The sequence below is a fragment of the Amycolatopsis plumensis genome (genome assembly GCF_042652605.1).
GTDB classification, from domain to species: Bacteria; Actinomycetota; Actinomycetes; order Mycobacteriales; family Pseudonocardiaceae; genus Amycolatopsis; species Amycolatopsis plumensis.
The window spans coordinates 5,373,245-5,394,506 of sequence record NZ_JBHSJY010000001.1; the positions used below are offsets into that span (position 1 = coordinate 5,373,245).

Below are 21,262 nucleotides of genomic sequence, written 5' to 3' on the forward strand. Positions count from 1 at the left end.
GTTGGTCCAGACGACTCCAGGGAGATGCCATGACCGCACGTCCAGAGCAGTCCGAAATCGAGGGTTCGCCGCTCCTGCGCCGGCGGACCGTGCTGGCCGCCGGCGCCGCCCTGCCGGTGGTGCTGGCGGCGACCGCGTCCCCGGCCGCGGCCGCCGCCGCGGTGGTCGTCGAGCCGTCGAACGTGCAGCAGACGATCCAGGGCTTCGGCGGGATGAACCACACCGTCTGGGCCGGCGATCTCACCGCCGCCCAGCGCGAGACGGCGTTCGGCAACGGCACGAACCAGCTGGGGTTCAGCGTGCTGCGCATCCCCGTCCACGAGGACCGCAACAACTGGAGCCGCGAGGTCGCCACGGCCAAGCGGGCGAGCGACCTCGGCGCCAAGGTCTTCGCCTCGCCGTGGAACCCGCCCGCCTCGATGACCGAGAGCTTCTCCGGCGGCAAGCGGCTGAAGTACGGCTCCTACGGCGCCTATGCCCAGCACCTGAACGACTTCACCGCGTTCATGAAGAACAACGGCGTGAACCTGTACGGCATCTCGGTCCAGAACGAGCCGGACTACGCGCACGACTGGACGGCGTGGACCGCCGCCGAGATCGTCAAGTTCCTGCGCGAGAACGCCGGCTCGCTCACCACCCGGGTCATCGCGCCCGAGTCGTTCCAGTACCGCAAGAACATGTCCGACCCGATCCTCAACGATCCCACCGCACTGGCCAATGTGGACATCATCGGCGCGCACCTCTACGGCACCTCGTTCGCGGACCTGCCCTACCCGCTCTTCCAGCAGAAGGGCGCCGGCAAGGAACTGTGGATGACGGAGGTCTACTACCCGAACAGCACCGACTCGGCCGACCTGTGGCCGCAGGCGCTCGACGTCGGCGAGCACATGCACCGCGCCTTGGTGGACGGCCGGTTCCAGACCTACGTGTGGTGGTACATCCGCCGCTCGTACGGCCCGATGCGCGAAGACGGCCAGATCAGCAAGCGCGGCGCCTGCATGGCGCACTTCGCGAAGTGGGTCCGCCCCGGCTACCAGCGGATCACCGCGACCGCGAACCCGCAGGCGAACGTCTACATCTCGGCGTACAAGAGCGGGGCCAGGATCGTCATCGTCGCCATCAACAAGAACACCGCGGCGGCCGACCTCGCGTTCACCCTCCGGGACACCGGTTCCGCGACCGCGCAGACCTGGTTGACCAACCAGAGCGCGAACCTCGCGCCGTATACCGGCATCACCATCTCCAACGGAGCTTTCAACGCCCAGCTGCCGGCCCGCAGCATCCGGACGTTCGTCGTGAACTGAGTCAGGAATCCAGGGCGAGGGGCAGCGTCCGGCGCACCCCGGCCCCGTGCCGCCCGTGCAGCGGAACCACCGCGGGCGGCACGGGGACCGGAGCGCCCGCCCGTGCCCCCACGCGGATCGTGATCTCCGCTTTCTCCTGGCCGCCGGCCGTCTGTGTCAGCGTGTACGACGTCGCCGTGAACGCCGCCCCGGGCACCGCCACGTCCAGCACCCGGGCGGACCGCGGCGTGAAGCACATCTGCGTGGAATCACCCCACACCCACGACTTCCACCGGTCCGGCGGCCCGGCCGCCGTCCCCTGGACGCCCAACGCCACCCGGAGCTCCTTCGCCAGCTCGCCGGCCTCCAGCACCGTGCTCTGGTACCCGGCTTCCGCCACCGCGCCCATCAGGCTCAACGCCGCCGACGCCGTGCTCCGCAGCGCGCCGAGCTCACCCCCGCCGCGGGCCAGCGCCGCGATCGGCGCTAGGTCCGGCCGGTAGCGCACCGCCAGCCACCGCACCCGCAGCACCTGGTCGCCGTGCGGGATCGCCCAGGTCAGCAGCTGGGCCGAGGCCAGCGGGATGTCCGCCCGCGCGTACGCCGAGCGCAGGGCGTCGACCAGCGGTCCCGGCGCACCCGGGCCGGGGGTCAGGCGGATCAGCGCGCTCCACCCGCCGTCGATCTCCGCGACGCCGAAGCGGTTGCCCGCGCGGTCGACGTGCTGGCGGACCTTCACCGGCCCGGCCACGTGCAGCAGCGGGTCCGGGCCGTCGCGGCGGGTGTCGTGGCGGCGCAACCGGAACGCCGTCCACGTCAGTGCCCAGCCGGCCGGGTGCCGCCCGGCGAAGCGCACCGACGTCAGCAGCACCACCAGCCCCGCGGCGGCGCTCACGGCGATCTTCACCGGCTGCGTGACGCTGTCGACCAGCCACGCGAGCAGCACGGCGATCGCGGCGAGCTCCCACACCGCGGCCTGCAGCGGGCGGATCGGCAGCAGCCACGGCAGCGGCGTGGCCGCGGGCCGGGACGGTGGCGGGTGGACGGCGGTATCGACGGACACGGGCTCCCCTTTCCCCGGCCTCCGACGCTACTGCCTGCCCGGATAGGGCGTGGGCGTAAAAATTACCCTCGCCGCACCCTCCTCCGGTGCCTAGCATCGGCTGCTCGGGAGGATGACGCACACATCCGGGGGCACAGCAGCGTGTGGACGCAGCGGGACCAGATCCAGGCGTACCAGTTCCTCCGCCGCAGGCTCGTCTCCGCGCTCGTCGCCGCCGACGCCAACCACCCCGTCTCGCCCAGCCGCCGTCTCGTGCTCGGCACGGTGCTCGGGGTCGTGGCCGCTCTCCTGGTCACCGCCGTCTTCGGCATCATCGGCCTGCTGAACCCCTCCGGCGGCAAGGACTGGCTGGCCGGCGGCAAGGTGATCGTCGAGGAGGGCACCGGCGCCCGGTTCGTGCTCGGCGCCGACGGCGTCCTGCACCCGGTGCTCAACTACGCCTCCGCGCGGCTGCTGGCCGGGGGCAACGGCAGTGCGACCGTGTCCGTGTCGCCGGAGAACCTCGGCAAGGCCGGCCGCGGCACCCAGATCGGCATCCCCGGCGCGCCCGACTCGCTGCCTTCGCCGAACGCGCTCGTGACCGTCCCCTGGACGAGCTGCAGCCGGACCACCCAGGACGCGCCCGCGTCGGCCGAGCCGCGCACCGCGGTCCTGCTGGCCGCGCCCGCGTCCGGCGTCGACCTGCCGCGCGACCAGGGCGTGATCGTACGGCTGCCGCGGGGGGAGCGGTTCCTGCTCGCCGGCGGACGGCGGCACAAGCTGAGCGACGAAGCCGCGACCGCGCTGCAGTTCGACAGCTACCCGACGATCGCGGTGGCCTCGCGGTGGCTCGACACCGTTCCGGCCGGCCGCGACCTGACCGCGCTGCCGGTCGCCGGCGCCGGGAACCCGGGGCCGGCCGTGGGCGGCCGCGGCACCCGCGTCGGCGAAGTCCTCGCGGTCGTCGACGCGATGGCCGCGCCCGGCACCGCGACGTCGTACTACCTCGTCCGCCGCGAGGGTCTCGAACCGGTCGGGCAGACCGAGGCGAGCCTGCTGGTGACGACGGAGGCCAACGCCGCCGCCTACCCCGGCCCGCCCGCGCCGGTGGAGGTGCGCGCGGCCGACGTCGCCGCGGTCGCGAAGGTCGCCGCGCCGCGCGCGGGCGGTGCCGACCCGGCCGGCTACCCCGACCGCATCCCCGGCAAGGCCGCGATCACCGGCAGCTCCGTCGCGCTGTGCGTTCAGGGCAGCCGGCTGCTCGTTTCGGCCGAATTCCCGCTTCCCGTTGGCGCCAAAGCCATCCAGGTCGCCACCCGGACCGAAGCAAGGGTGGCGGACGAGGTGTTCGTGCCTCCCTCGGGGGGAGCCGTCGTCGTCGAAGCCGGTTCGGCCACCGCGTACCTGGTGACCGACACGGGCCGGAAGTACCCGGTGGTGAACGCGCAGGCCCTGGCCTCGCTCGGCTACGGAGGCGTTGCCGAACCGCCGGTCGCAGGTAGTTTGCTGGCATTGGTGCCGACGGGCCCCGCGCTGGACCCGGCCACGGCCGGGCGGCCGGCTCCGTCGGGTGGAACGGGGTGAAAGTCGTGCACATGACAGAAGAGCGTCCGACCGAGGGTGAGCTGGACCAGGGGCGGGTCCGGGTCGCGGTCATCGAAGACCACCCGCTGTACCGCGTCTCCGTGGAACGTGTGCTGGCCGAGGCGGACTTCGTCGAGCTCGGCGCGGTCGTCGACTCGGTCGCCCGGTTCCACGTGCACCGGCAGCCGCCGGGCAGCGTGGTCCTGCTCGACCTGGGCCTGCCGGGCGTCGCGGGGGCGGCGGCCGTGCTGGAGGTGTGCGAGCTCGGGCACCACGTGCTGGTGGTGTCCGCGCAGGCGGAACCGGAGGTCGTGCTCGGCGCGATCGCCGCGGGGGCGCGGGGGTTCCTGTCGAAGGACGTCGACGCCGACGAGCTGCTGATCGCGATCAAGACGGTCGCCGGCGGCGGCGCGTACGTCTCGGCGGTGGTCGCCGGGATGATCATGAAGGACAACGCCGACCGGCCCGCCGTGTCGGCCGAAGCGGAGCTGTCCCCGCGCGAGGAGCAGGTGCTGCGGCTGGTGGCGGCGGGGGAGCGGGACGTCGACATCGCGCTGATCCTCGGCATCGGCGTCCGGACGGTCCGCGGTTACCTCGACCGCATCCGCGACAAGACGGGCGAGCGGCGGCGGCCGGGCCTGGTCAAGGAGGCCATCCGGCGCGGCCTGATCGGTGAGGCCGGCCCCCGGCGCGGCGGCCGCAAGTGAGCGGGCGCATCGCGGTCGGGGTCATCGAGGACCACCCGCTCTACCGGTACGCGCTGACCCGCGTGCTCACCGAGGCCCCGGACATCGAGCTCGGCGCGGTGGCGGATTCGGTGGCCCGGTTCGCGGTCCAGGACCAGCCCGCGGGCAGTGTCGTCGTCCTCGACCTCAAGCTGCGCGGTGTCCAGGACGCGGCCGCGGTCCTGGAAGTGGGGCAGATGGGGCACAAGGTGCTGGTGGTGTCCGCGCACGCGGAACAGCCGGAGGTCCTGGGCGCGATGCAGGCGGGCGCGAAGGGCTTCCTGTCCAAGGACGTCGACGGCGACGAGCTCCTGCGCGCGATCCGCACGATCGCCGACGACAACGCGTACGTGTCGCCGACGCTGGCCGGGATGATCATCCAGGACAGCGAGGAGCGGCACGCGGGCCCGAAGATCGTGCTGTCGGAACGGGAGAAGCAGGTGCTGCGCCTGGTGGCGGCGGGGGAGCGGGACGTCGACGTCGCGGAGATCCTGAACATCAGCGTCCGTACGGTCCGGTCGTACCTGGACCGCATCCGCGACAAGACCGGCGAACGCCGCCGCGCGGGCTTCGTCCGCGTCGCCATCCGCGAAGGCCTCCTCCGCTAGCCCCCGGCCCCCATGCAGTGAATGACTCATTCCTGGCATCGGACGCCAGGAATGAGTCATTCACTGCGTCGGTCAGAGGCGGCGGTTGGCGAGGGCCCCCGTCGCTGTGCGGGCCTGGGCCGAGATGGCCGGGTCCACGTCCACCAGCAGCGTCTCCGGGCCCGCGCCCGCGGCGGCGTGCACCCGGCCGAAGCCGTCCGCGACCAGCGAGTACCCGATTCCCGTCGGCGCCTTCGGGTTGACCGTGCCCCCCGTCGCCGCGGGGTCGGCCTGGCCGCAGGCCAGCACCCAGCACCCCGAGTCGAGCGCCCGCGCCCGCACCAGGACCTCCCACTGCTCACGCTTGCCCTCGCCCGCGCCCCACGACGCCGGCAGCAGCACGACGTCGGCGCCGTCGTCGGCCAGCGCGCGGAACAGCTCCGGGAACCGCAGGTCGTAGCAGGTCGCGACGCCGTAGACGACGCCGTCCAGCTCGAACGTCATCGGGGCGGTGCCCGGCGCGACCGTGTCGGACTCGGCGAACCCGAACGCGTCGTAGAGGTGGATCTTGTCGTAGCCGCGGTGGTGCCCGCCGCCGGTGATCAGAAGCGTGTTGCGGACTCGCCCGGCGTCCGCGGGGGTGAACATCCCGGCGACCACGACCACGTCGTGCTCGGCGGCCACCGCGGCCACGGCCGACGCCCACGGGCCGTCGAGAGGCTCCGCGACCGGCTCCAGTGGCCGCCCGAACCGCGCCATGGCCGCTTCGGGGAACACGACGATCCGCGCGCCGTCGGCCACCGCGGCCTCGACGCCTTCGCGAACGAGCTTCAGGTTCGCCTCCGGATCGTCACCCGAGTTGACCTGGCACAACGCGATTCGCGCCACCGCTGCCTCCTGCATGCTGGGATCGGCCGTCACCGGGGAGTATCGCTGAAAAGGTGCTGGACGTGACCTCGTACCCTGGTGGTCATGTTGAACCGCACCGACCTGCGTGGGCAGGTCCCGACCGCCGCCGAACTGCGCGCCACGCTGCCCCGCGCCGAATACGACGTGGACGCGGCGCTGCATCACGTGCGCCCGGTGGTCGAGGCGGTCCGTGACCGCGGTGTCGAAGCCGTCCTCGAGTACACCGAAAAGTTCGACAAGGTGCGCCCGGCGTCCGTGCGGGTGCCGCGGGCTTCCTTGACGCAGGCACTGGCGGAGCTGGACCCCGCCGTGCGTGCCGCGCTCGAGGAATCGATCAGCCGCGCCCGGAAGGTGCACGCCGAGCAGCGCCGCACCGACGTCACGACGACCGTCGTCGAGGGCGGCACGGTCACCGAGAAGTGGGTGCCTGTCGAGCGCGTCGGGCTGTACGCGCCGGGCGGGCTGGCCGTGTACCCGTCCACCGTGGTGATGAACGTCGTCCCGGCGCAGATCGCCGGCGTCGGTTCGCTGGTCGTCTGCTCGCCGCCGCAGGCCGCGTTCGGCGGGCTGCCGCACCCGACCATCCTCGCCGCGGCCGAGCTCCTCGGCGTCGACGAGGTGTGGGCGGCCGGCGGCGCGCAGGCCGTCGCGCTGCTGGCGTACGGCGGCACGGACACCGACGGCGCCGAGCTCGCGCCGGTCGACATCGTCACCGGGCCGGGCAACATCTACCTCACCGCGGCCAAGCGGCTGCTGCGCGGCCTGATCGGCATCGACGCCGAAGCCGGGCCCACCGAGATCGCCATCCTCGCCGACGAAACGGCCGACCCGGTGCACGTCGCCGCCGACCTGATCAGCCAGGCCGAGCACGACCCGCTCGCTGCGAGCGTCCTGGTCACGACGTCGATCGAGCTGGCCGACGCGGTCGACAAGGAGCTGGTGAACCGTGTCGCCGCGACGAAGCACAGTTCGCGGGTCGCCGAAGCCCTGTCCGGCAAGCAGTCCGGCGTGATCCTGGTGTCCACTGTGGACGACGGACTGCGGGTGGTGGACGCCTACGCCGCCGAGCACCTGGAGATCCAGACGGCGGACGCGCGTTCGGTCGCGGCCCGGGTCCGCAACGCGGGCGCGATCTTCGTCGGCGCGTACGCCCCGGTGTCGCTCGGCGACTACTGCGCGGGGTCCAACCACGTGCTGCCCACCGGCGGCTTCGCCCGCCACTCCTCGGGCCTGTCGGTGCAGAGTTTCCTCAAGGGCATCCACGTCGTGGACTACTCCGAGGACGCGTTGCGCGAGGTCGCCGGCCGCGTCGTCGCGCTGGCCGACGCCGAGGACCTGCCCGCGCACGGCGAGGCCGTCGCCGCGCGCTTCGGGGGTTCGGTCCGATGACGATCGGCGAAGAGGTCACCCTGGACCGGCTGCCGCTGCGCGAGGACCTGCGCGGCAAGTCGCCCTACGGCGCGCCGCAGCTGGACGTCCCGGTCCGGCTGAACACGAACGAGAACCCGTACCCGCCGCCCCCCGAGCTGGTCGCGGACGTGGCGGAGGCGGTGCGGGCGGAGGCGGCCGAGCTGCACCGCTACCCGGATCGCGACGCCGTGGCGCTGCGGCAGGACCTGGCCGACTACCTGAGCGTGTCGACGCGGGTGGTGCTGTCGGAGGCGAACGTCTGGGCCGCCAACGGGTCCAACGAGGTGCTGCAGCAGATCCTGCAGGCGTTCGGCGGTCCCGGGCGCAGCGCGCTGGGCTTCGAGCCGTCGTACTCGATGCACCCGATCATCGCGTCCGGCACCCGCACCGAGTGGGTGCCGGCGCCGCGCCGCGAGGACTTTTCGCTGGACACGGCGGCGGCGGCCGAGGTCATCGCTTCCCGGCGGCCGGACGTCGTGTTCGTGACCAGCCCGAACAACCCGACGGGTGGGTCGATCCCGCTCGACGAGCTGCGTTCCGTCTTGGACGCGGCCACCGGGATCGTTGTGGTCGACGAGGCGTACGCGGAGTTCTCGTCCCAGCCGAGCGCGGTCTCACTGCTGGCGGACTACCCGGCTTCGCTGATCGTGTCGCGGACGATGAGCAAGGCGTTCGCCTTCGCGGGCGGCCGGCTCGGTTACCTGGCGGCGGCGCCGGCGGTGGTCGACGCGCTGCAGCTGGTGCGCCTGCCGTACCACCTCTCGCGGCTCACGCAGGCGGCGGCCCGGGCGGCGCTGCGGCACGCGGACGCCACTTTGGACAGTGTGCACAAGCTGGCCGCGGAGCGCGACCGGGTCGTGGAAGCGTTGGCGGGACTGGGGTACGACCCGGTGCCGAGCGACTCGAACTTCGTCCTCTTCGGACGATTCACGTCTCCGTCGGCGGCCTGGCAGTCCTACTTGGACGCCGGAGTGCTGATCCGCGACCCGGGCATCCCGGGTCACCTGCGCGTGAGCATCGGCACCCCGGAAGAGAACGACGCCTTCCTCGAGGCGAGTAAGGAAGTCTCGCGATGACCCGCATCGGCAAGGTCGAACGGACCACCAAGGAGTCCTCGATCTCCGTGCAGCTGGACCTGGACGGCACGGGCGAGGTCGAGATCTCGACCGGCGTCCCGTTCTACGACCACATGCTCACGGCGTTCGGCGTCCACGGCTCCCTCGACCTGAAGGTCGAGGCCACCGGCGACGTCCACATCGACGCCCACCACACGGTGGAGGACACGGCGATCGTGCTGGGCCAGGCGATCCGCCAGGCCCTGGGCGACAAGAGCGGCATCCGCCGCTTCGGTGACGCGTGGATCCCGATGGACGAGACGCTGGCCCACGCGGCGATCGACGTCTCCGGGCGCCCGTACTGCGTCCACGTGGGCGAGCCGGAGCAGTTCAACACGTTCACCATCGGCGGCAACTACCCGTTCGTCCTGACCCGGCACGTGTTCGACTCGCTGGCGTTCCACGCCCAGATCGCGCTGCACGTCCGGGTGATCCACGGCCGCGACCCGCACCACATCGCGGAGGCGGAGTACAAGGCGGTGGCCCGAGCCTTGCGAGCGGCGACGGAGCCGGACCCGAGGGCGGGCGGCATCCCGTCGACGAAGGGCGTGCTCTAAACCGCGTAGACGGCCCCGGGCGTGGCGACCGCGTCGGTTCCGGCGCGGTCGGCAGCCTCGCCCGGTGCGAGGAACGGGCCGAGGTGGGTGAGCACGAGCTTCCCCGCGGCTTGGGCGGCGCGGGCCGCGTCCTCCGGAGTCAGGTGCACGGCCGAAGGCTCAGGCCCGTCGGCTTCGCAGAGGAACAGGTCCGCGCCGCCGGCCAGCCGGTCGAGCGCCGCGCACGGGCCGGTGTCCCCGGAGTAGGCCAGCACCCGGTCGCCGTCGGTGACGCGCACGCCGAAGGCGGGGAAGCCGTGCTCGACCGCGGCGGTGGCCAGGGTGAGGCCGTTGACTTCGGCGAAGTGCCCGTCGTGCAGCTCGTGCACGGCGAAGGCCTGCTCGATCGGCGCGGGGCCGGTGTTGCTCAGGAAGGCACCGAGCCGTTCGCCGATCCCCGGCGGCCCGTAGAGAGGAAGCGGTTTCGCAGGCCGGAGATCGGCGAACAGCAGCGCGTAGACGGCGGGCAGCAGGTCGGCGACATGATCGGCGTGCAGGTGCGAAATCCAGACGGCGTCGACCTCGGTCAGCGTGGCGTGGTCCTGCAGCGCGGCGAAGGTGCCGGGCCCGGCGTCCAGCCAGACGGTGGCGCTTTCGCCGCGCACGAGGTAACCGGAACACGGCTCACCGGGCCGCGGGTAGGGGCTCGCACTGCCCAGCACGATCAGTTCCAGGGGCATGTGGCACCCTAACCGGCGTGAACAGTGGTGTGGTCGGCGTGCTCCTGCTCGCCCTCGGCGGTTTCCTGGTCGGCGGCGTCTACTCGACCTGGAAGACGGCCAAGTTCATGGCGGTGGTCCTGGGGATCGCGGCGGCCCTCGCCATCGGCGGCGCCATCTTCTGGTTCGTCAGCTAGACGCTCACTCGTCGGCCAGTCGCTGGATGGTGGTGGCCAGCCACGCCTCGAGCTCGGCGGGATCGCCGGGCTCGGACCGCAGCACCCGGCGGCGCGTCGAGACTCCGAGCACGAAGGCGTCGATCGCGGCGGCCCGGCTGCGGGCCTCGGCGTCGTCGAGGCCGCTGTCGCGCAGGTAGCGGTGCAGCGGTTCCAGCGAGTTCGTGTCGAGGAACGCGGCGAGCGCCTCCGCCGCCTCCGGGCGCTCGCCTGACGCACGCTGCAGCACCAGCAGCGGATCCGCGCCCGGGGCACCGGACCAGCGCCGGACGATGTTCGCCGCGAGCCGGGCCCCCAGCGTGGCGCGGTCGCCGTCGAAGGAGTCCGCGACGGGGATCTCCACGCGGGTCGCGGCCAGGAACAGGCCGTCCTTGCCGCCGAAATAGCGCGTGATGAGGTTGGGTGACACGCCAGCGGCGTCGGCCACACCTTTGACCGTGACCGCCGTGTAGCCGTGCCGGGCGAACTGGTGCCGGGCCTGCTCGAGGATCCGCTGCCGGGTGGCGGCCGCGTCGCGCGCGCTCATGTGTACGAGCATACACATAATGTGTACGCTGATACACATGGACGACGAGACACGTGACCGGCTCCGGCGGACGCGGCGGGTCACGACCCCGTGGAGCGAAGACCGCACGCGCGGCATCGGCGGCACCCGCCTCGACGCGCTCCTCGAGCGCTGGGCGGACGGATACGACTGGGAAGCGCACGAGCGCCGCATCGCCGGATACCCCTGGGTGACGGTGCGGGCGGACGGTACCGACCTGCGGGTCATCCACCAGCGGTCCGCGGATCCGGACGCGCCGGTCGTCGTGCTCCTGCACGGCTGGCCGGACTCGGTGCTGCGGTTCGAGCGCGTGCTGCCGCTGCTCGCGGACGTGCACGTGGTGGTGCCCGCGCTGCCGGGCTTCCCGTTCGCGGCTCCGCTCACCACGCCCGGGATGTCGGCCACCCGGATCGCCGGCGTCGTCGCGGCCGCCCTCGCGGACCTCGGCTACGAGCGGTACACGGTGTCCGGCGGCGATGTGGGCGGCACGGTCGCCGAGATCCTCGCGGCCGAACACCCCGACCGGGTGGCCGCCCTGCACCTGACGAACGTCGCCCCGCAGCGCGCGCTCACGGCGGACCCGGCGAAGCTCCCACCGGACGCGGCGGCTTACCTCACCCGGACGGGGCAGTGGTTCCGGGCGGAGGGCGGGTACATCGCCGCGCAGTCGACGCGGCCGAACACCCTTTCCGTCGCCCTCGGCGACTCGCCCGCCGGACTGGCGGCGTGGATCGTCGAGAAACTCGAGTCCTGGTCCGACGCGGGGGCGTTCACCACGGACGAGCTGCTCACCTGGGTCACCGCGTACTGGGTCACCGGCACGATCGGCACCTCGTTCGCCACCTACACCGAGCCGGCGGCCCTCCCCGCCCGGGTCGGCGCGCCGACCGTGCTTTCGGTGTTCCCGCGCGACACCAAACCGGAGCCGCGGAGCTACGCCGAGGCGTTCCTGAACGTCCGCGAGTACGTGGAGCACGCGGCCGGAGGGCACTTCGCGGCGTGGGAGCAGCCGGAGTGGTATGCCGACGACGTCCGCCGCGCGGTCACGCTGGGCAGCTGAAACCGGGCCCGCCCTGGTGAAGGCGGGCCCGGTTTCGCGTCAGCGGCTCGCGCCGACCAGTTCCCGCCCGTCGTCGCCAGGGGCGTCGTCCAGCTGCTTCGTCAGCTTCTCGCCCTCCACGTCCACGTCCGGCAGGATCCGGTCCAGCCACTTCGGCAGCCACCACGCGCTGCGGCCGAGCAGGGACATCACCGCCGGCACCAGCGTCATGCGGACCACGAACGCGTCCACCAGCACACCGAACGCCAGCGCGAAGCCGATCGACTGGATCAGCGACGACTCGGCCAGGACGAACCCGGCGAACACGCTGATCATGATCAGCGCCGCCGCGACGACCACGCGTGCTCCGTGCCGGAAGCCCGTGACCATCGCTTCCTGCGGCTCCGCGCCGTGCACGTGCTCCTCGCGCATCCGCGTCACCAGGAACACCTGGTAGTCCATCGCGAGCCCGAACAGCACGCCGATCAGCAGGATCGGCAGCATGCTCATGATCGGGCCGGTCGACTCGACGCCGAGCAGGTCCGTGAGCCAGCCCCACTGGAACACCGCGACCACCGCACCGAACGTCGCCGCGACCGAGCCGAGGAAGCCGATCGTCGCCTTCAGCGGGACCACCACCGAGCGGAACACCAGCATCAGCAGCAGGAACGCCAGCCCGACGATCAGCGCCAGGTACGGCAGCATCGCGTCCGACAACTTCTCCGAGACGTCGATGTTCGCCGCCGTCTGGCCGGTGACGGCCAGCTTCGCGTCCAGCGACCCCGATTCGGCGCGGATCGCACTCACCAGGTCTTCGGTCTGCGTGCTGCTCGGGCCGCTCTTCGGGATCACCGTGAGCAACGCCGTGTCGCCGGCCTGGTTGAGCCGCGGCGGCGTGACGGCGGCGACGTCCGGCAGCTTCTGGATGCCGGCCGCGGCCTGGCCGAGCGCGGCCTGGCGGTTGGCGCTCCCGGAGACGTCGACGACGACCAGCAGCGGCCCGTTCGAGCCTTCGCCGAAGCTGCGGCTCGCGATCTCGTACGCCTTGCGCTGCGTCGACTCCGGCGCCGCGGTGCTGTCGTTGGGCAGGCCGAGCTGCATGCTCAGCGCGGGCAGCGCGACGACGGCCATCCCGGCCAGCGCGACCAGCAGCACGGCGATCCGGTGGCGGCCGACGAACCGCGCCCAGCGTTCGCCGTGCGTCGGTTCGACCGGCTTGCGGCGCAGCCGGATGCGGCCGCCGGCGACCCGGGCCCCGGCGAAGCCGAGGATCGCGGGCAGCAGCGTCAGGGCGATGAGCACGGCGATCGCGACGGTGGCGGCGGCCGCGACGCCCATCTGGCCGAGGAACGGGATGCCGATCACGGTGAGGCCGGCCAGCGCGATGATGACGGTGAGCCCGGCGAAGACCACGGCGGACCCGGCGGTGCCCGCGGCCCGTCCGGCGGCTTCTTCGGGGTCGCGGCCGATGCTCAGCTCGTGGCGGTAGCGCGACACGATGAACAACGCGTAGTCGATGCCGACGGCCAGGCCGATCATCAGCGCCAGGACCGGCGTGTTCGAGTTCAGCTCGAGGAACCCGGACGCGAGGAAGATGCCCGCCATCCCGGTGCCGACGCCGATCAGCGCGGTGAGCAGCGGGATCCCGGCCGCGAGCAGCGAACCGAACGTGATGATCAGCACGACGGCGGCGACCGCGACGCCCAGGCCTTCGGTGGCGCCGGTCGCAGGCACGCCCTGCACGGCGTCCCCGCCGAACTCGACGGTGAACCCGGCGGCGCGGGCGGTGTTCGCGGTGTCCAGCAGCGCCTGACGGTCTTCGTCGGTCAGTTCGAACGCTTTCGCTCCGTAACTGACCTGGGCGAGGGCGACGCGTCGATCGGGTGAGACCGACTGCGCCTGGAACGGGTCGACCACGGCCGCGACCTTCGGCGCCGTCTTCAGCTGCCCGACGAGGGCTTCGACCGCCGCCTTGCCCTTGGCGTCGGCCACCGTGGTCCCGGCCGGAGCCTCGATGACCACGCGCGCGGTCGCGCCACCGGCGTTGGCCTGCGGAAACTTCTCGGTGAGCTGGTCGATCGCCCGCTGCGACTCGGTGCCGGGGATCGTCACCGAGTTCGACAGCTGGCTCGAGAGCGTCAACGCGCCCAGGCCGAGTGCCACCAGGACCGCCGCCCAGACGGCCGCGACCAGCGCTCTGCGCCGGAAGGAAAACCGGCCGAGCCGGTACAGGAAGGTCGCCACGAGTCAGCTCCGTTTCGCCCGAACGGGGTCAGTTCACTCCACAGGGTCCTTTCCAAGCTAGCCGATCGGCAAGGACGACTCCAAGCCGATCGGCAAGTATGTGACTTGCCGAACAGCAAGGTTTATTCCTTGCCGTTCGGCTAGTAAGGCGGTTTGCCGATCGACAAGGCGTGACGTAGGCTCCGACGGCTGCTGAGGAGGAAGAATGACCGCCGGCCCGGCCGAGGACACCCGGACCCGACTGCTGCAGACCGCGCTGCGCCTGTTCACCGAACACGGGGTCGAGGGCACGTCGCTGCAGATGATCGCCGACGCGCTGGGCATCACCAAGGCGGCCGTGTACTACCACTTCAAGACGAAGGCGGAGATCACCGAGGCGGTCGCCGAGCCCGGTGTCCGCGACCTGGACGAGCTCGTGCGCCGGGCCGCGGCGCAGAAGCGCCGGGGCGCGCAGGTGGACCTGCTGCTGGAGGGGTTCGTCGACCTGGTGATCCGCCACCGCGCGCTGGTGGCGCTGTTTTCGAGCGACCCGGGCATCGCCCGCGCGATCGAGAAGTCCGCCCACGGCGGCATGGAAGGCTTCGGCCGCGCGTTGCTGGGCATCCTGTCGGGGCCCGAACCGGACACGACGGCCCGCGTCAACGCCCTGGTGACGTTGACGGGCATCGCCATGGCGGGCGGCTCCCCGGACCTCGCCGGGCTGGGGGACGAAGAGTTGCGCGCGGAGCTCCTGGACGTGGGCCGCCGCCTCCTGGGGCGCCCCCGCCGCCGCGCCGCCACCCCGCTCGCCACCCTCTGACCCCGAGCCGACCCTTCAGGTACGCAAGCCGACCCGCCAGATACGCAAGCCGACCCGCCAGGTACGCGCGGGCGCCGGTCAGCTGGTGAAGGTCAAGTACTCCGGCGGTACCGCCGACGTCAGCCAGACCTTGTTGGCGCTCACCTGGAAGGCGTGACCTTCCGCGGCCATCGCGGCGGCGTCGACCCGGAGGATCACCGGCTTGCCGCGGCGGGCGCCGACGATTCTCGCCGTCTCCATCGTCGCCGACAGGTGGACCGCGTGGCGGTTCATCGGGCGCAGGCCCTCGCGGAAGATCGCGTCGAGGTACTTCGCGACCGTGCCGTGGTACAGCACGTCCGGCGGCGTCGCGTCCGGCAGGCCCAAGTCGACCGCGACGCTGTGGCCCTGGCTCGCGCGGATGCGCGTGCCCGTTTCGTCGAAGGCGAAGCGGCGCTTGTTGTTCTTCTCGACCACTTCGTCCAGCTCCGGGCGGGTGATCGCGAGCGCGCGCAGGAGCGCGTCGACCGGTGTCCAGCCACCGGGGGCGAGGGTGAGGCCGAGAGCGGCCGGATCGTGGCGGAGGTGCCGGGACAGCCGCTTCGAGATGCGGATGATTTCCTTTTCGTTCATGGCCTTTCCAGCATCTCCCCGCGCGCAAGCGGTTTAGATGCCGCCTTCGACCGCAGGCCGCAGCTTGCTCGCGCCCGGCCCGAAGCGGGCCAGCTCGTCGTCGTTGTTGTACAGCGCGCAGCTGCGCAGCGACAGGCAGCCGCAGCCGACGCAGCCGGTGAGCCGGTCGCGCAGCCGCTGCAGGGCGTCGATCCGCGCGTCGAGCTCGTGCTGCCAGTCGCGGGAAAGGCGCGCCCAGTCCGCCTTCGTCGGGGCGTGGTCCGCCGGCAGCGTCGCCAGCGCCGAGCTGATGTCCTCGAGGGAGAGCCCGACCCGTTGCGCGGCGCGGATGAACGCGATCCGGCGCAGTACCGAACGCCCGTAGCGGCGCTGGTTGCCCGCCGACCGCTCCGAGCTGATCAGCCCCTTCTCCTCGTAGAACCGCAGTGCCGTGTGCGGAACCCCGCTGCGTTCCGCCACCTGTCCGATGCTGAGATGTTCAGCGAGCCTGGTCACCTGGTCAGGCTATCCTTGACTTCGAGTTTAGTCGAGGTTGCATCGTCGGGTCATGACCACTGTGACCGCACCGGGCCACGCCGATCTGCCCCGGCTGATTTCGCTGATGACCGGCGACGAAAAGCACAGCGCCGCCGCGGAGTCCACATTGGACGTGTTGTGGGTGCTCTACGACCGCGTGCTCGACGTCACGCCCGAGAATTTCCGTGATCCCGGCCGCGACCGGTTCCTGCTGTCCAAAGGGCACGGGCCGATGGCGTACTACGCCGTGCTCACCGCGAAAGGCTTCATCGACGAGGCGGAACTGGCAACGTGGTCCGACGCGGTGTCGCGGCTGGGCTACCACCCCGACCGGCGCCGCATCCCCGGCGTCGAAATCTCCAGCGGCTCCCTCGGCCACGGCCTGCCGATCGCGTTCGGCACCGCGCTCGGCCTGCGCGCCCGCGGCCTGACCGCGAAGGTCGTGACGCTGGTGGGTGACGCCGAGCTGGACGAAGGCTCGAACCACGAGGCGATCGTCGTCGCAGCGCGCGAAGGCCTCGAAAACCTGACCACCGTGGTGATCGACAACCAGTCGTCGACGCGCGGCTGGCCGGGCGGCATCGCGCGCCGCTTCGCCGCCGAAGGCTGGGAGACGCGCACGGTGTCCGGCCGCGACCACGCCGCGCTGTACGACGCCTTCACCGCCGCCCACCCCGGCCGGCCGCTGGCCGTGGTCGCCGTCGTCGAACCGAAAGGCTGACCATGCTGCCGATGCGGGAAACCTTCCTCGCCACCACCGAACGGATCGTCGACGCCGACCCGGACGTCGCGGTCGTGCTGGCCGACATCTCGGCCGCGCAGCTCGCCGGCGCCGCGCGGCGGCACCCGGACCGGGTGATCAACGTCGGGATCCGCGAACAGTTGCTGGTCAGCACGGGCGCCGGGCTGGCGCTGGCCGGACTGCGGCCGATCGTGCACACGTTCCCGCCGTTCCTGGTCGAGCGCGCCTTCGAGCAGATCAAGCTGGATTTCTCGCACCAGGAGGTGGGCGGCGTCCTGGTGTCGTGGGGAGCGTCGTACGACATGCCGGCGGCGGGCCGCACGCACCAGTCCCCGGGCGACGTCGCGCTGATCGATTCCCTGCCGGGCTGGACGGTCCACGTGCCGGGCCACCCAGCCGAGGCCGAGCGCCTGCTGCTGGAGTCGATCCCCGGAGACGGCCGCGTCTACCTGCGGCTTTCGGCGCAGGAGAACGCTTCCCCGCACCTGGGGGTGGGGTTCACGCGGCTGCGGCAGGGAGCGCGCGGCGTGGTGGTGGCGGTGGGCCCGGTGCTCGACCGCGTCCTGCGCGCGACGGCGGGCCTGGACGTGACGGTGCTGTACGCCTCGACGATCCGCCCGTTCGACGGCGCCGGCTTGCGCTCGGCGGCGCTGGCGGCCGCGGCCGACGTGGTGCTGGTGGAGCCGTACCTGGCGGGGACGTCGGCTCACTGGGCGGCGGAGGCGCTTTCCGGCGTGCCGCACCGGTTGCGGTCGCTGGGCGTGCGGCGGGACGCGGAGGTCCGGACGTACGGGGGGATCGGGGACCACGATCTGGCGCACGGGCTGGACGCCGGGTCGCTGGGGTTGTCGATCAGGGAGTTTTTGGGGGAGTAGAAGCGCTGTCGCCGGTGCTGGGGGTACCGGCGACAGGGTGCACGTAGCTGAGGTTTGCCTCATCGTCTCCGGCGAGCAGATCCATCAGCTTGACGTTGTTCGCGCGTTCCGCTTCGGTGTCGCCCGGCTGCTCCAGGTGCAAGCTCTCGTAAAGCTTGAACCGATTGAGATCGAGTACCGTCCGCACCATTTCCATGTACTCGGCGGCAGCGGCGATCGAGGCGCGATAGGCGATGTAGGCGAGGAAGTACGGCCCGAGTGCGGTCAGGAGCCACCAGCCGTCCGTGCACAGGAAGCCGACCGTTTCGGCGGTGACGAGAAGGGCGACGACGCACAGCCGGACGGAGGTGTCCAGCTGTTGCCTGGCGTCTTGGAGGTAGCTCAGATGGGTCTCCGGTGCGATCAGGGCGATGTATGGGGTCGTCCGGACGGCGTCCAGCGCGTACTGGCGGCCGATGGAATCTTCGGCGGAGCGCAGCGTGTTGCCCAGCCGGGTCGGCATCATCCGATCCGGGTCGGGATAGTGCGCGAGCAGGGCTGGAATCGACGCCATCGCTGCGTGTGTTCCGCTGGCGCGATGGGCCTCGGTGCTGAACATGAGGTTTTCGAGCTCTCGCTTCAGCTGCTCCGGGTCCCACTTGATCGGGTCCTGCGCGGTGGCGGGGTCGTCCGCCAACGCGCGGAGATAACGGCCGACGAGCAACTTCGTGAGCACACGGTTTCGGCGTTGTTCGAGTTCGTCCCTTCGAGCCAGAAGGCGTTCGAACCGCTTTCGGTGGTGCGTGATGCGCCGGCGGAGCAGGGCGACGGCGATCCGCGAACTTCCCCAGTACCCTTCCAGGATTTTCGTCATGGCGAGCTGCAGTGGGTGCAGGAACAGGGCCACCAGCACGGTGCCCAGCAGCAGCCAGGCGACGTCGCTCACCTTCACGGTGGTCAACTCGTGGGCCAGACGGCCGAGGGACGGCGGTCCCCACCACGCCCCGCTTTCGATGAGGAAAAACGTCCACGCGCTCAGGAAGAGAGCCGGCAGGATGCTCACGACGCTGAAATAGCGGCCGATTCGTGAGCCCAAGTTCATTGCCGTGTCCGGAAGCGAAGGAGCGGTCACGGGATCCGCTTTTCGCGGGGCACCATGTCACGGCAATCCCGGCACCAATATCCTCTGCGCGTCTTGAGGAGCTTGGTCGTGCGGTGCTTCGGGCAGTGGCCGTCGCCCTGCGGCCGCTCGCTGTCGCCGGGCGGCTTGATCGGCGGGTTCTGGATCGGCAGGAGCCGCTGGGTACGGGCGAGTGCGACGAGGAGCCGAAGCCTGCGCATGCGCCTCACCCCGCCCTCCAGGATCCGACCATGGTAGGTCAGCATTCAGGCCCAGTCGAGGAGTGTGGGACGAGGTCAGGATGGGGTTTTCGCCCTGGGCGGTGCCTGCCGTGGGGATCGTCGCCGTGGCGGTGGCCGGGGTTTTCGGGGTTGGGTGGGCGTGGCTGACCGTCGGGGTGCTCGTCGTCGCCGGGGGCGGGTGGCTCGGGCGGGGCGTGCTTCGGGAGCCGCGGGTCGATAGCGTGATCGCCATGCCAGCGATCCGGCCGATCGTCCTTGCCGTCATCCGGCGGGGGAGTGCCCTCCTCGTCTTCGAAGCGCGCGATGAGGTCAAAGGCGAGACCTTCTGCCGGCCGCTCGGGGGTGGGATCGAGTTCGGGGAGACCAGCCAGGACGCCCTCGTGCGGGAGTTCCGCGAAGAGCTCGACGCCGAGATCGAAGTCAAGCAGCTGCTCGGCGTGCTCGAGAACGTCTTCACCTGGCAGGACCGGCCCGGGCACGAGATCGTCTTCCTCTACGCCGCCGAGTTCGCCGACCGCGGCCGGTACGAGCGCGACGAAATGAAGATTCTCGACGATCCCGCCACCGCGCGCTGGGTCGACCTCGCCGAGTTCCGCGAGGGCCGCAAGATCCTTTACCCCACGGGGCTCATCGAACTCCTCTCACCGGATCAGTGACCGCGAAGTCGGCACGAGCTCGAACGACGACTCCGAAGCGACCCGGCTGAACGACACCGAGAACGGCCCGTCCGTGCGGACCGGCAGCTGCGGGAAGGTGTTCGGGGACGGCTCCGTCTCGAACGCCGCGAACGCCTCCTCCGGCGGTGGCGCCGGCGCGGCGGAAACCGTCACGTGCACCCCCGGGCCCGGCGGTGGCGAAGCCAGGCCGCGGCGCACCGGGCGCAGCAACAGCACGTTGTCGGAGTCGATCATCGTGGCGTTCGCCGCCGCGCGGTGTTCCTTCCAGACCGGGCCGAAGTAAAACTCCTCGAGCGCCTGCTTGCGGGCCTCCATCGAGCGGAACCCGCGCAGCCACACGAACTCGTCCGGCGACGCCCGCGCGCGGAACAGCCCGAACAAGTGCGCGCCCGCCGCCTCCTGCGGCTCGACGAACTCGCGCTCGAACAGCTCGATCAGCTCATCGCGCCGACCTGGGTGCAGGGTGTATCGCCGCAGCTCCACCACGGTCTCGAATTCGGAAAACGTCATGCCGCAGAAGCTAGCGGGTACCACCGACAAAAACTGATCATCGGAACGCGGCCAGCCCCGTGACCGCCTGGCCGAGCGACAGCGCGTGCATCTCTTCGGTGCCCTCGTACGTCAGCACCGTCTCGAGGTTCGCCATGTGCCGCATCACCGGGTACTCCAGCGAAATCCCGTTCGCGCCCAGCATGGAACGGGCCTCGCGCGCCACCGAAAGCGCCGACCGGACGTTCGCCAGCTTCCCGAAGCTGACGTGGTTGTGGTGCAGGGCGCCGGCGTCCTTCAGCCGCCCGATCTGCAGCGCCACCAGCCCGGCCCGGTTGACCTCCACGACCAGGTCGGCGAGCTTGCGCTGGGTCAGCTGGAACCCCGCGAGCGGCTTGCCGAACTGCGACCGCGAAAGCGTGTACTCCAACGCGGCTTCGTAGCACGCCCGCGCCGCGCCGACGACCCCGAACAGGATCCCGAAGCGGGCCTCGTTCAGGCAGGACAGCGGCCCGCGCAGTCCGCGGACCTCGGGGAACGCCGCCGACGACGGCAGCCGGACGCCGTCGAGCACCAGTTCCGCCGTCAGGGACGCCCGCAGCGACAGCTTGTGCTTGACCTCGTTCGCGGTGAAGCCCGGCGTCGACGTCGGGACGACGAAGCCGCGGATCCCGTCGTCGGTCTGGGCCCAGACGACGGCCACGTCGGCGACGGTTCCGTTGGTGATCCACATCTTCGTGCCGGACAGCACCCAGTCGCCGCCGTCGCGCACCGCGCGCGTCCGCATCGAGCCCGGGTCGCTGCCCGCGTCCGGTTCGGTCAGGCCGAAGCAGCCCAGGGCGTCCCCGGTGGCCATCCGCGGCAGCCACTCCTGGCGCTGCTCTTCGCTGCCCCACCGGTGGATCGCGTACATCGCCAGCGAGCCCTGCACCGAGACGAAACTGCGCAGCCCCGAGTCGACGGCCTCGAGTTCGCGGCAGGCGATGCCGTACGCGACGGCGCTGGTGCCGGCGCAGCCGTAGCCTTCCAGGTGCATGCCGAGCAGGCCGAGCGAGCCGAAGCCCTTCGCCAGCTCCGCGGCGGGGAGGGCGCCCGTTTCGTACCAATCGGCGACGTGGTCGAGCAGCTGGTCCTTCGCGTACGCGCGGACGGCGTGGCGGATGGCGCGGTCCTCCTCGGCGAGCCCGGCGTCGAGGTCGAGGAAGTCGTGCGGGTCAGGGCTGCTGCTCATGAGGACT

At 71.6% G+C, this 21,262-nt stretch carries 24 protein-coding genes; 13 read left to right on the top strand and 11 right to left on the bottom strand.

Annotated elements, in window-relative coordinates; all coding sequences use genetic code 11:
- Positions 1-29 precede the first annotated feature (29 nt).
- The gene (gene xynC, locus ACFPLC_RS26040; RefSeq protein WP_378235939.1) at positions 30-1,304 is read left to right on the top strand and encodes a glucuronoarabinoxylan endo-1,4-beta-xylanase XynC; all 1,275 of its coding nucleotides are present in this window, start codon (positions 30-32) and stop codon (positions 1,302-1,304) included.
- Between the two features lies 1 nt (position 1,305).
- Here xynC and ACFPLC_RS26045 read toward each other — a convergent pair whose 3' ends face one another.
- Entirely contained in the window at positions 1,306-2,346 is a 1,041-nt protein-coding gene (locus ACFPLC_RS26045) for a type VII secretion protein EccE (RefSeq protein ID WP_378198751.1), read from the bottom strand.
- Positions 2,347-2,487: 141 nt separating this feature from the next.
- On the opposite strand from ACFPLC_RS26045, the gene eccB reads away from it, so the two are divergent.
- From eccB to ACFPLC_RS26060, 3 genes are read left to right on the top strand one after another with little or no spacing between them, the layout of a single operon-like run.
- Positions 2,488-3,909, top strand: a complete 1,422-nt coding sequence (gene eccB, locus ACFPLC_RS26050) for a type VII secretion protein EccB (protein ID WP_378198748.1) — start codon at positions 2,488-2,490, stop codon at positions 3,907-3,909.
- A gap of 11 nt (positions 3,910-3,920) precedes the next feature.
- Entirely contained in the window at positions 3,921-4,616 is a 696-nt protein-coding gene (locus tag ACFPLC_RS26055; RefSeq protein WP_235190866.1) for a response regulator transcription factor, read from the top strand.
- Entirely contained in the window at positions 4,613-5,242 is a 630-nt protein-coding gene (locus ACFPLC_RS26060) for a response regulator (protein ID WP_091307348.1), read from the top strand. The genes ACFPLC_RS26055 and ACFPLC_RS26060 overlap by 4 nt, the downstream gene beginning before the upstream one ends.
- Positions 5,243-5,314: 72 nt before the next feature.
- On the opposite strand, the gene ACFPLC_RS26065 is transcribed toward ACFPLC_RS26060, so the two are convergent.
- Positions 5,315-6,109, bottom strand: a complete 795-nt coding sequence (locus ACFPLC_RS26065) for a carbon-nitrogen hydrolase family protein (protein WP_378198743.1) — start codon at positions 6,107-6,109, stop codon at positions 5,315-5,317.
- 84 nt (positions 6,110-6,193) lie between these two features.
- On the opposite strand from ACFPLC_RS26065, the gene hisD reads away from it, so the two are divergent.
- From hisD to hisB, 3 genes are read left to right on the top strand one after another with little or no spacing between them, the layout of a single operon-like run.
- Positions 6,194-7,519, top strand: a complete 1,326-nt coding sequence (gene hisD / locus ACFPLC_RS26070; protein ID WP_378198740.1) for a histidinol dehydrogenase — start codon at positions 6,194-6,196, stop codon at positions 7,517-7,519.
- Entirely contained in the window at positions 7,516-8,616 is a 1,101-nt protein-coding gene (locus tag ACFPLC_RS26075; protein WP_378198737.1) for a histidinol-phosphate transaminase, read from the top strand. Before hisD ends, ACFPLC_RS26075 begins: the two co-directional genes overlap by 4 nt.
- Entirely contained in the window at positions 8,613-9,212 is a 600-nt protein-coding gene (hisB, locus tag ACFPLC_RS26080; RefSeq protein ID WP_308675145.1) for an imidazoleglycerol-phosphate dehydratase HisB, read from the top strand. The genes ACFPLC_RS26075 and hisB overlap by 4 nt, the downstream gene beginning before the upstream one ends.
- On the opposite strand, the gene ACFPLC_RS26085 is transcribed toward hisB, so the two are convergent.
- Positions 9,209-9,931: an MBL fold metallo-hydrolase gene (locus ACFPLC_RS26085; protein ID WP_378198732.1), complete on the bottom strand. Its 723-nt coding sequence runs from the start codon at positions 9,929-9,931 to the stop codon at positions 9,209-9,211. The genes hisB and ACFPLC_RS26085 overlap by 4 nt on opposite strands.
- A 17-nt stretch (positions 9,932-9,948) precedes the next feature.
- Here ACFPLC_RS26085 and ACFPLC_RS26090 point away from each other — a divergent pair, with 17 nt between their 5' ends.
- Positions 9,949-10,107, top strand: coding sequence for a hypothetical protein (locus ACFPLC_RS26090; protein ID WP_378198729.1), 159 nt, complete (start codon positions 9,949-9,951; stop codon positions 10,105-10,107).
- A 4-nt stretch (positions 10,108-10,111) separates the two neighbouring features.
- On the opposite strand, the gene ACFPLC_RS26095 is transcribed toward ACFPLC_RS26090, so the two are convergent.
- Positions 10,112-10,672, bottom strand: a complete 561-nt coding sequence (locus tag ACFPLC_RS26095; protein WP_378198726.1) for a TetR/AcrR family transcriptional regulator — start codon at positions 10,670-10,672, stop codon at positions 10,112-10,114.
- Positions 10,673-10,709: 37 nt separating this feature from the next.
- On the opposite strand from ACFPLC_RS26095, the gene ACFPLC_RS26100 reads away from it, so the two are divergent.
- Complete coding sequence (locus tag ACFPLC_RS26100; protein WP_378198723.1) at positions 10,710-11,750, top strand: epoxide hydrolase family protein; 1,041 nt, start codon at positions 10,710-10,712, stop codon at positions 11,748-11,750.
- 39 nt (positions 11,751-11,789) lie between these two features.
- Here the strand turns inward: ACFPLC_RS26100 and ACFPLC_RS26105 are convergent, their stop codons facing one another.
- On the bottom strand, positions 11,790-13,973 hold the full coding sequence (locus ACFPLC_RS26105) for an MMPL family transporter (RefSeq protein ID WP_378198720.1): 2,184 nt from the start codon (positions 13,971-13,973) through the stop codon (positions 11,790-11,792).
- 205 nt (positions 13,974-14,178) lie between these two features.
- Between ACFPLC_RS26105 and ACFPLC_RS26110 the strand changes: the two genes are divergently transcribed.
- Positions 14,179-14,772 (top strand): TetR/AcrR family transcriptional regulator, encoded by a 594-nt coding sequence (locus ACFPLC_RS26110; protein WP_191310895.1) that lies wholly within the window; start codon positions 14,179-14,181, stop codon positions 14,770-14,772.
- Between the two features lie 78 nt (positions 14,773-14,850).
- On the opposite strand, the gene ACFPLC_RS26115 is transcribed toward ACFPLC_RS26110, so the two are convergent.
- Both ACFPLC_RS26115 and soxR read right to left on the bottom strand, forming a co-directional pair.
- On the bottom strand, positions 14,851-15,384 hold the full coding sequence (locus ACFPLC_RS26115) for an RNA 2'-phosphotransferase (protein WP_378198717.1): 534 nt from the start codon (positions 15,382-15,384) through the stop codon (positions 14,851-14,853).
- Between the two features lie 33 nt (positions 15,385-15,417).
- Positions 15,418-15,879, bottom strand: coding sequence for a redox-sensitive transcriptional activator SoxR (gene soxR / locus ACFPLC_RS26120; RefSeq protein ID WP_378198714.1), 462 nt, complete (start codon positions 15,877-15,879; stop codon positions 15,418-15,420).
- A gap of 52 nt (positions 15,880-15,931) precedes the next feature.
- Between soxR and ACFPLC_RS26125 the strand changes: the two genes are divergently transcribed.
- Complete coding sequence (locus ACFPLC_RS26125; RefSeq protein WP_378198711.1) at positions 15,932-16,621, top strand: thiamine pyrophosphate-dependent enzyme; 690 nt, start codon at positions 15,932-15,934, stop codon at positions 16,619-16,621.
- A gap of 2 nt (positions 16,622-16,623) precedes the next feature.
- On the top strand, positions 16,624-17,517 hold the full coding sequence (locus tag ACFPLC_RS26130) for a transketolase family protein (RefSeq protein ID WP_378198708.1): 894 nt from the start codon (positions 16,624-16,626) through the stop codon (positions 17,515-17,517).
- Here the strand turns inward: ACFPLC_RS26130 and ACFPLC_RS26135 are convergent.
- Positions 17,495-18,559 carry a hypothetical protein gene (locus ACFPLC_RS26135; protein WP_378198705.1) on the bottom strand — a complete coding sequence of 355 codons (1,065 nt, stop codon included), beginning with the start codon at positions 18,557-18,559 and terminating at the stop codon, positions 17,495-17,497. The two genes, ACFPLC_RS26130 and ACFPLC_RS26135, sit on opposite strands and share 23 nt — an antisense overlap.
- 65 nt (positions 18,560-18,624) lie before the next feature.
- The gene (locus ACFPLC_RS26140) at positions 18,625-18,837 is read right to left on the bottom strand and encodes a hypothetical protein (protein ID WP_378198702.1); all 213 of its coding nucleotides are present in this window, start codon (positions 18,835-18,837) and stop codon (positions 18,625-18,627) included.
- Positions 18,838-19,088: 251 nt separating this feature from the next.
- Between ACFPLC_RS26140 and ACFPLC_RS26145 the strand changes: the two genes are divergently transcribed.
- The gene (locus ACFPLC_RS26145; RefSeq protein ID WP_378235941.1) at positions 19,089-19,514 is read left to right on the top strand and encodes an NUDIX hydrolase; all 426 of its coding nucleotides are present in this window, start codon (positions 19,089-19,091) and stop codon (positions 19,512-19,514) included.
- Here the strand turns inward: ACFPLC_RS26145 and ACFPLC_RS26150 are convergent.
- On the bottom strand, positions 19,500-20,045 hold the full coding sequence (locus ACFPLC_RS26150; protein ID WP_378198696.1) for an NIPSNAP family protein: 546 nt from the start codon (positions 20,043-20,045) through the stop codon (positions 19,500-19,502). The genes ACFPLC_RS26145 and ACFPLC_RS26150 overlap by 15 nt on opposite strands.
- Positions 20,046-20,082: 37 nt before the next feature.
- On the bottom strand, positions 20,083-21,255 hold the full coding sequence (locus tag ACFPLC_RS26155; protein WP_378198693.1) for an acyl-CoA dehydrogenase family protein: 1,173 nt from the start codon (positions 21,253-21,255) through the stop codon (positions 20,083-20,085).
- Positions 21,256-21,262: the final 7 nt, after the last annotated feature.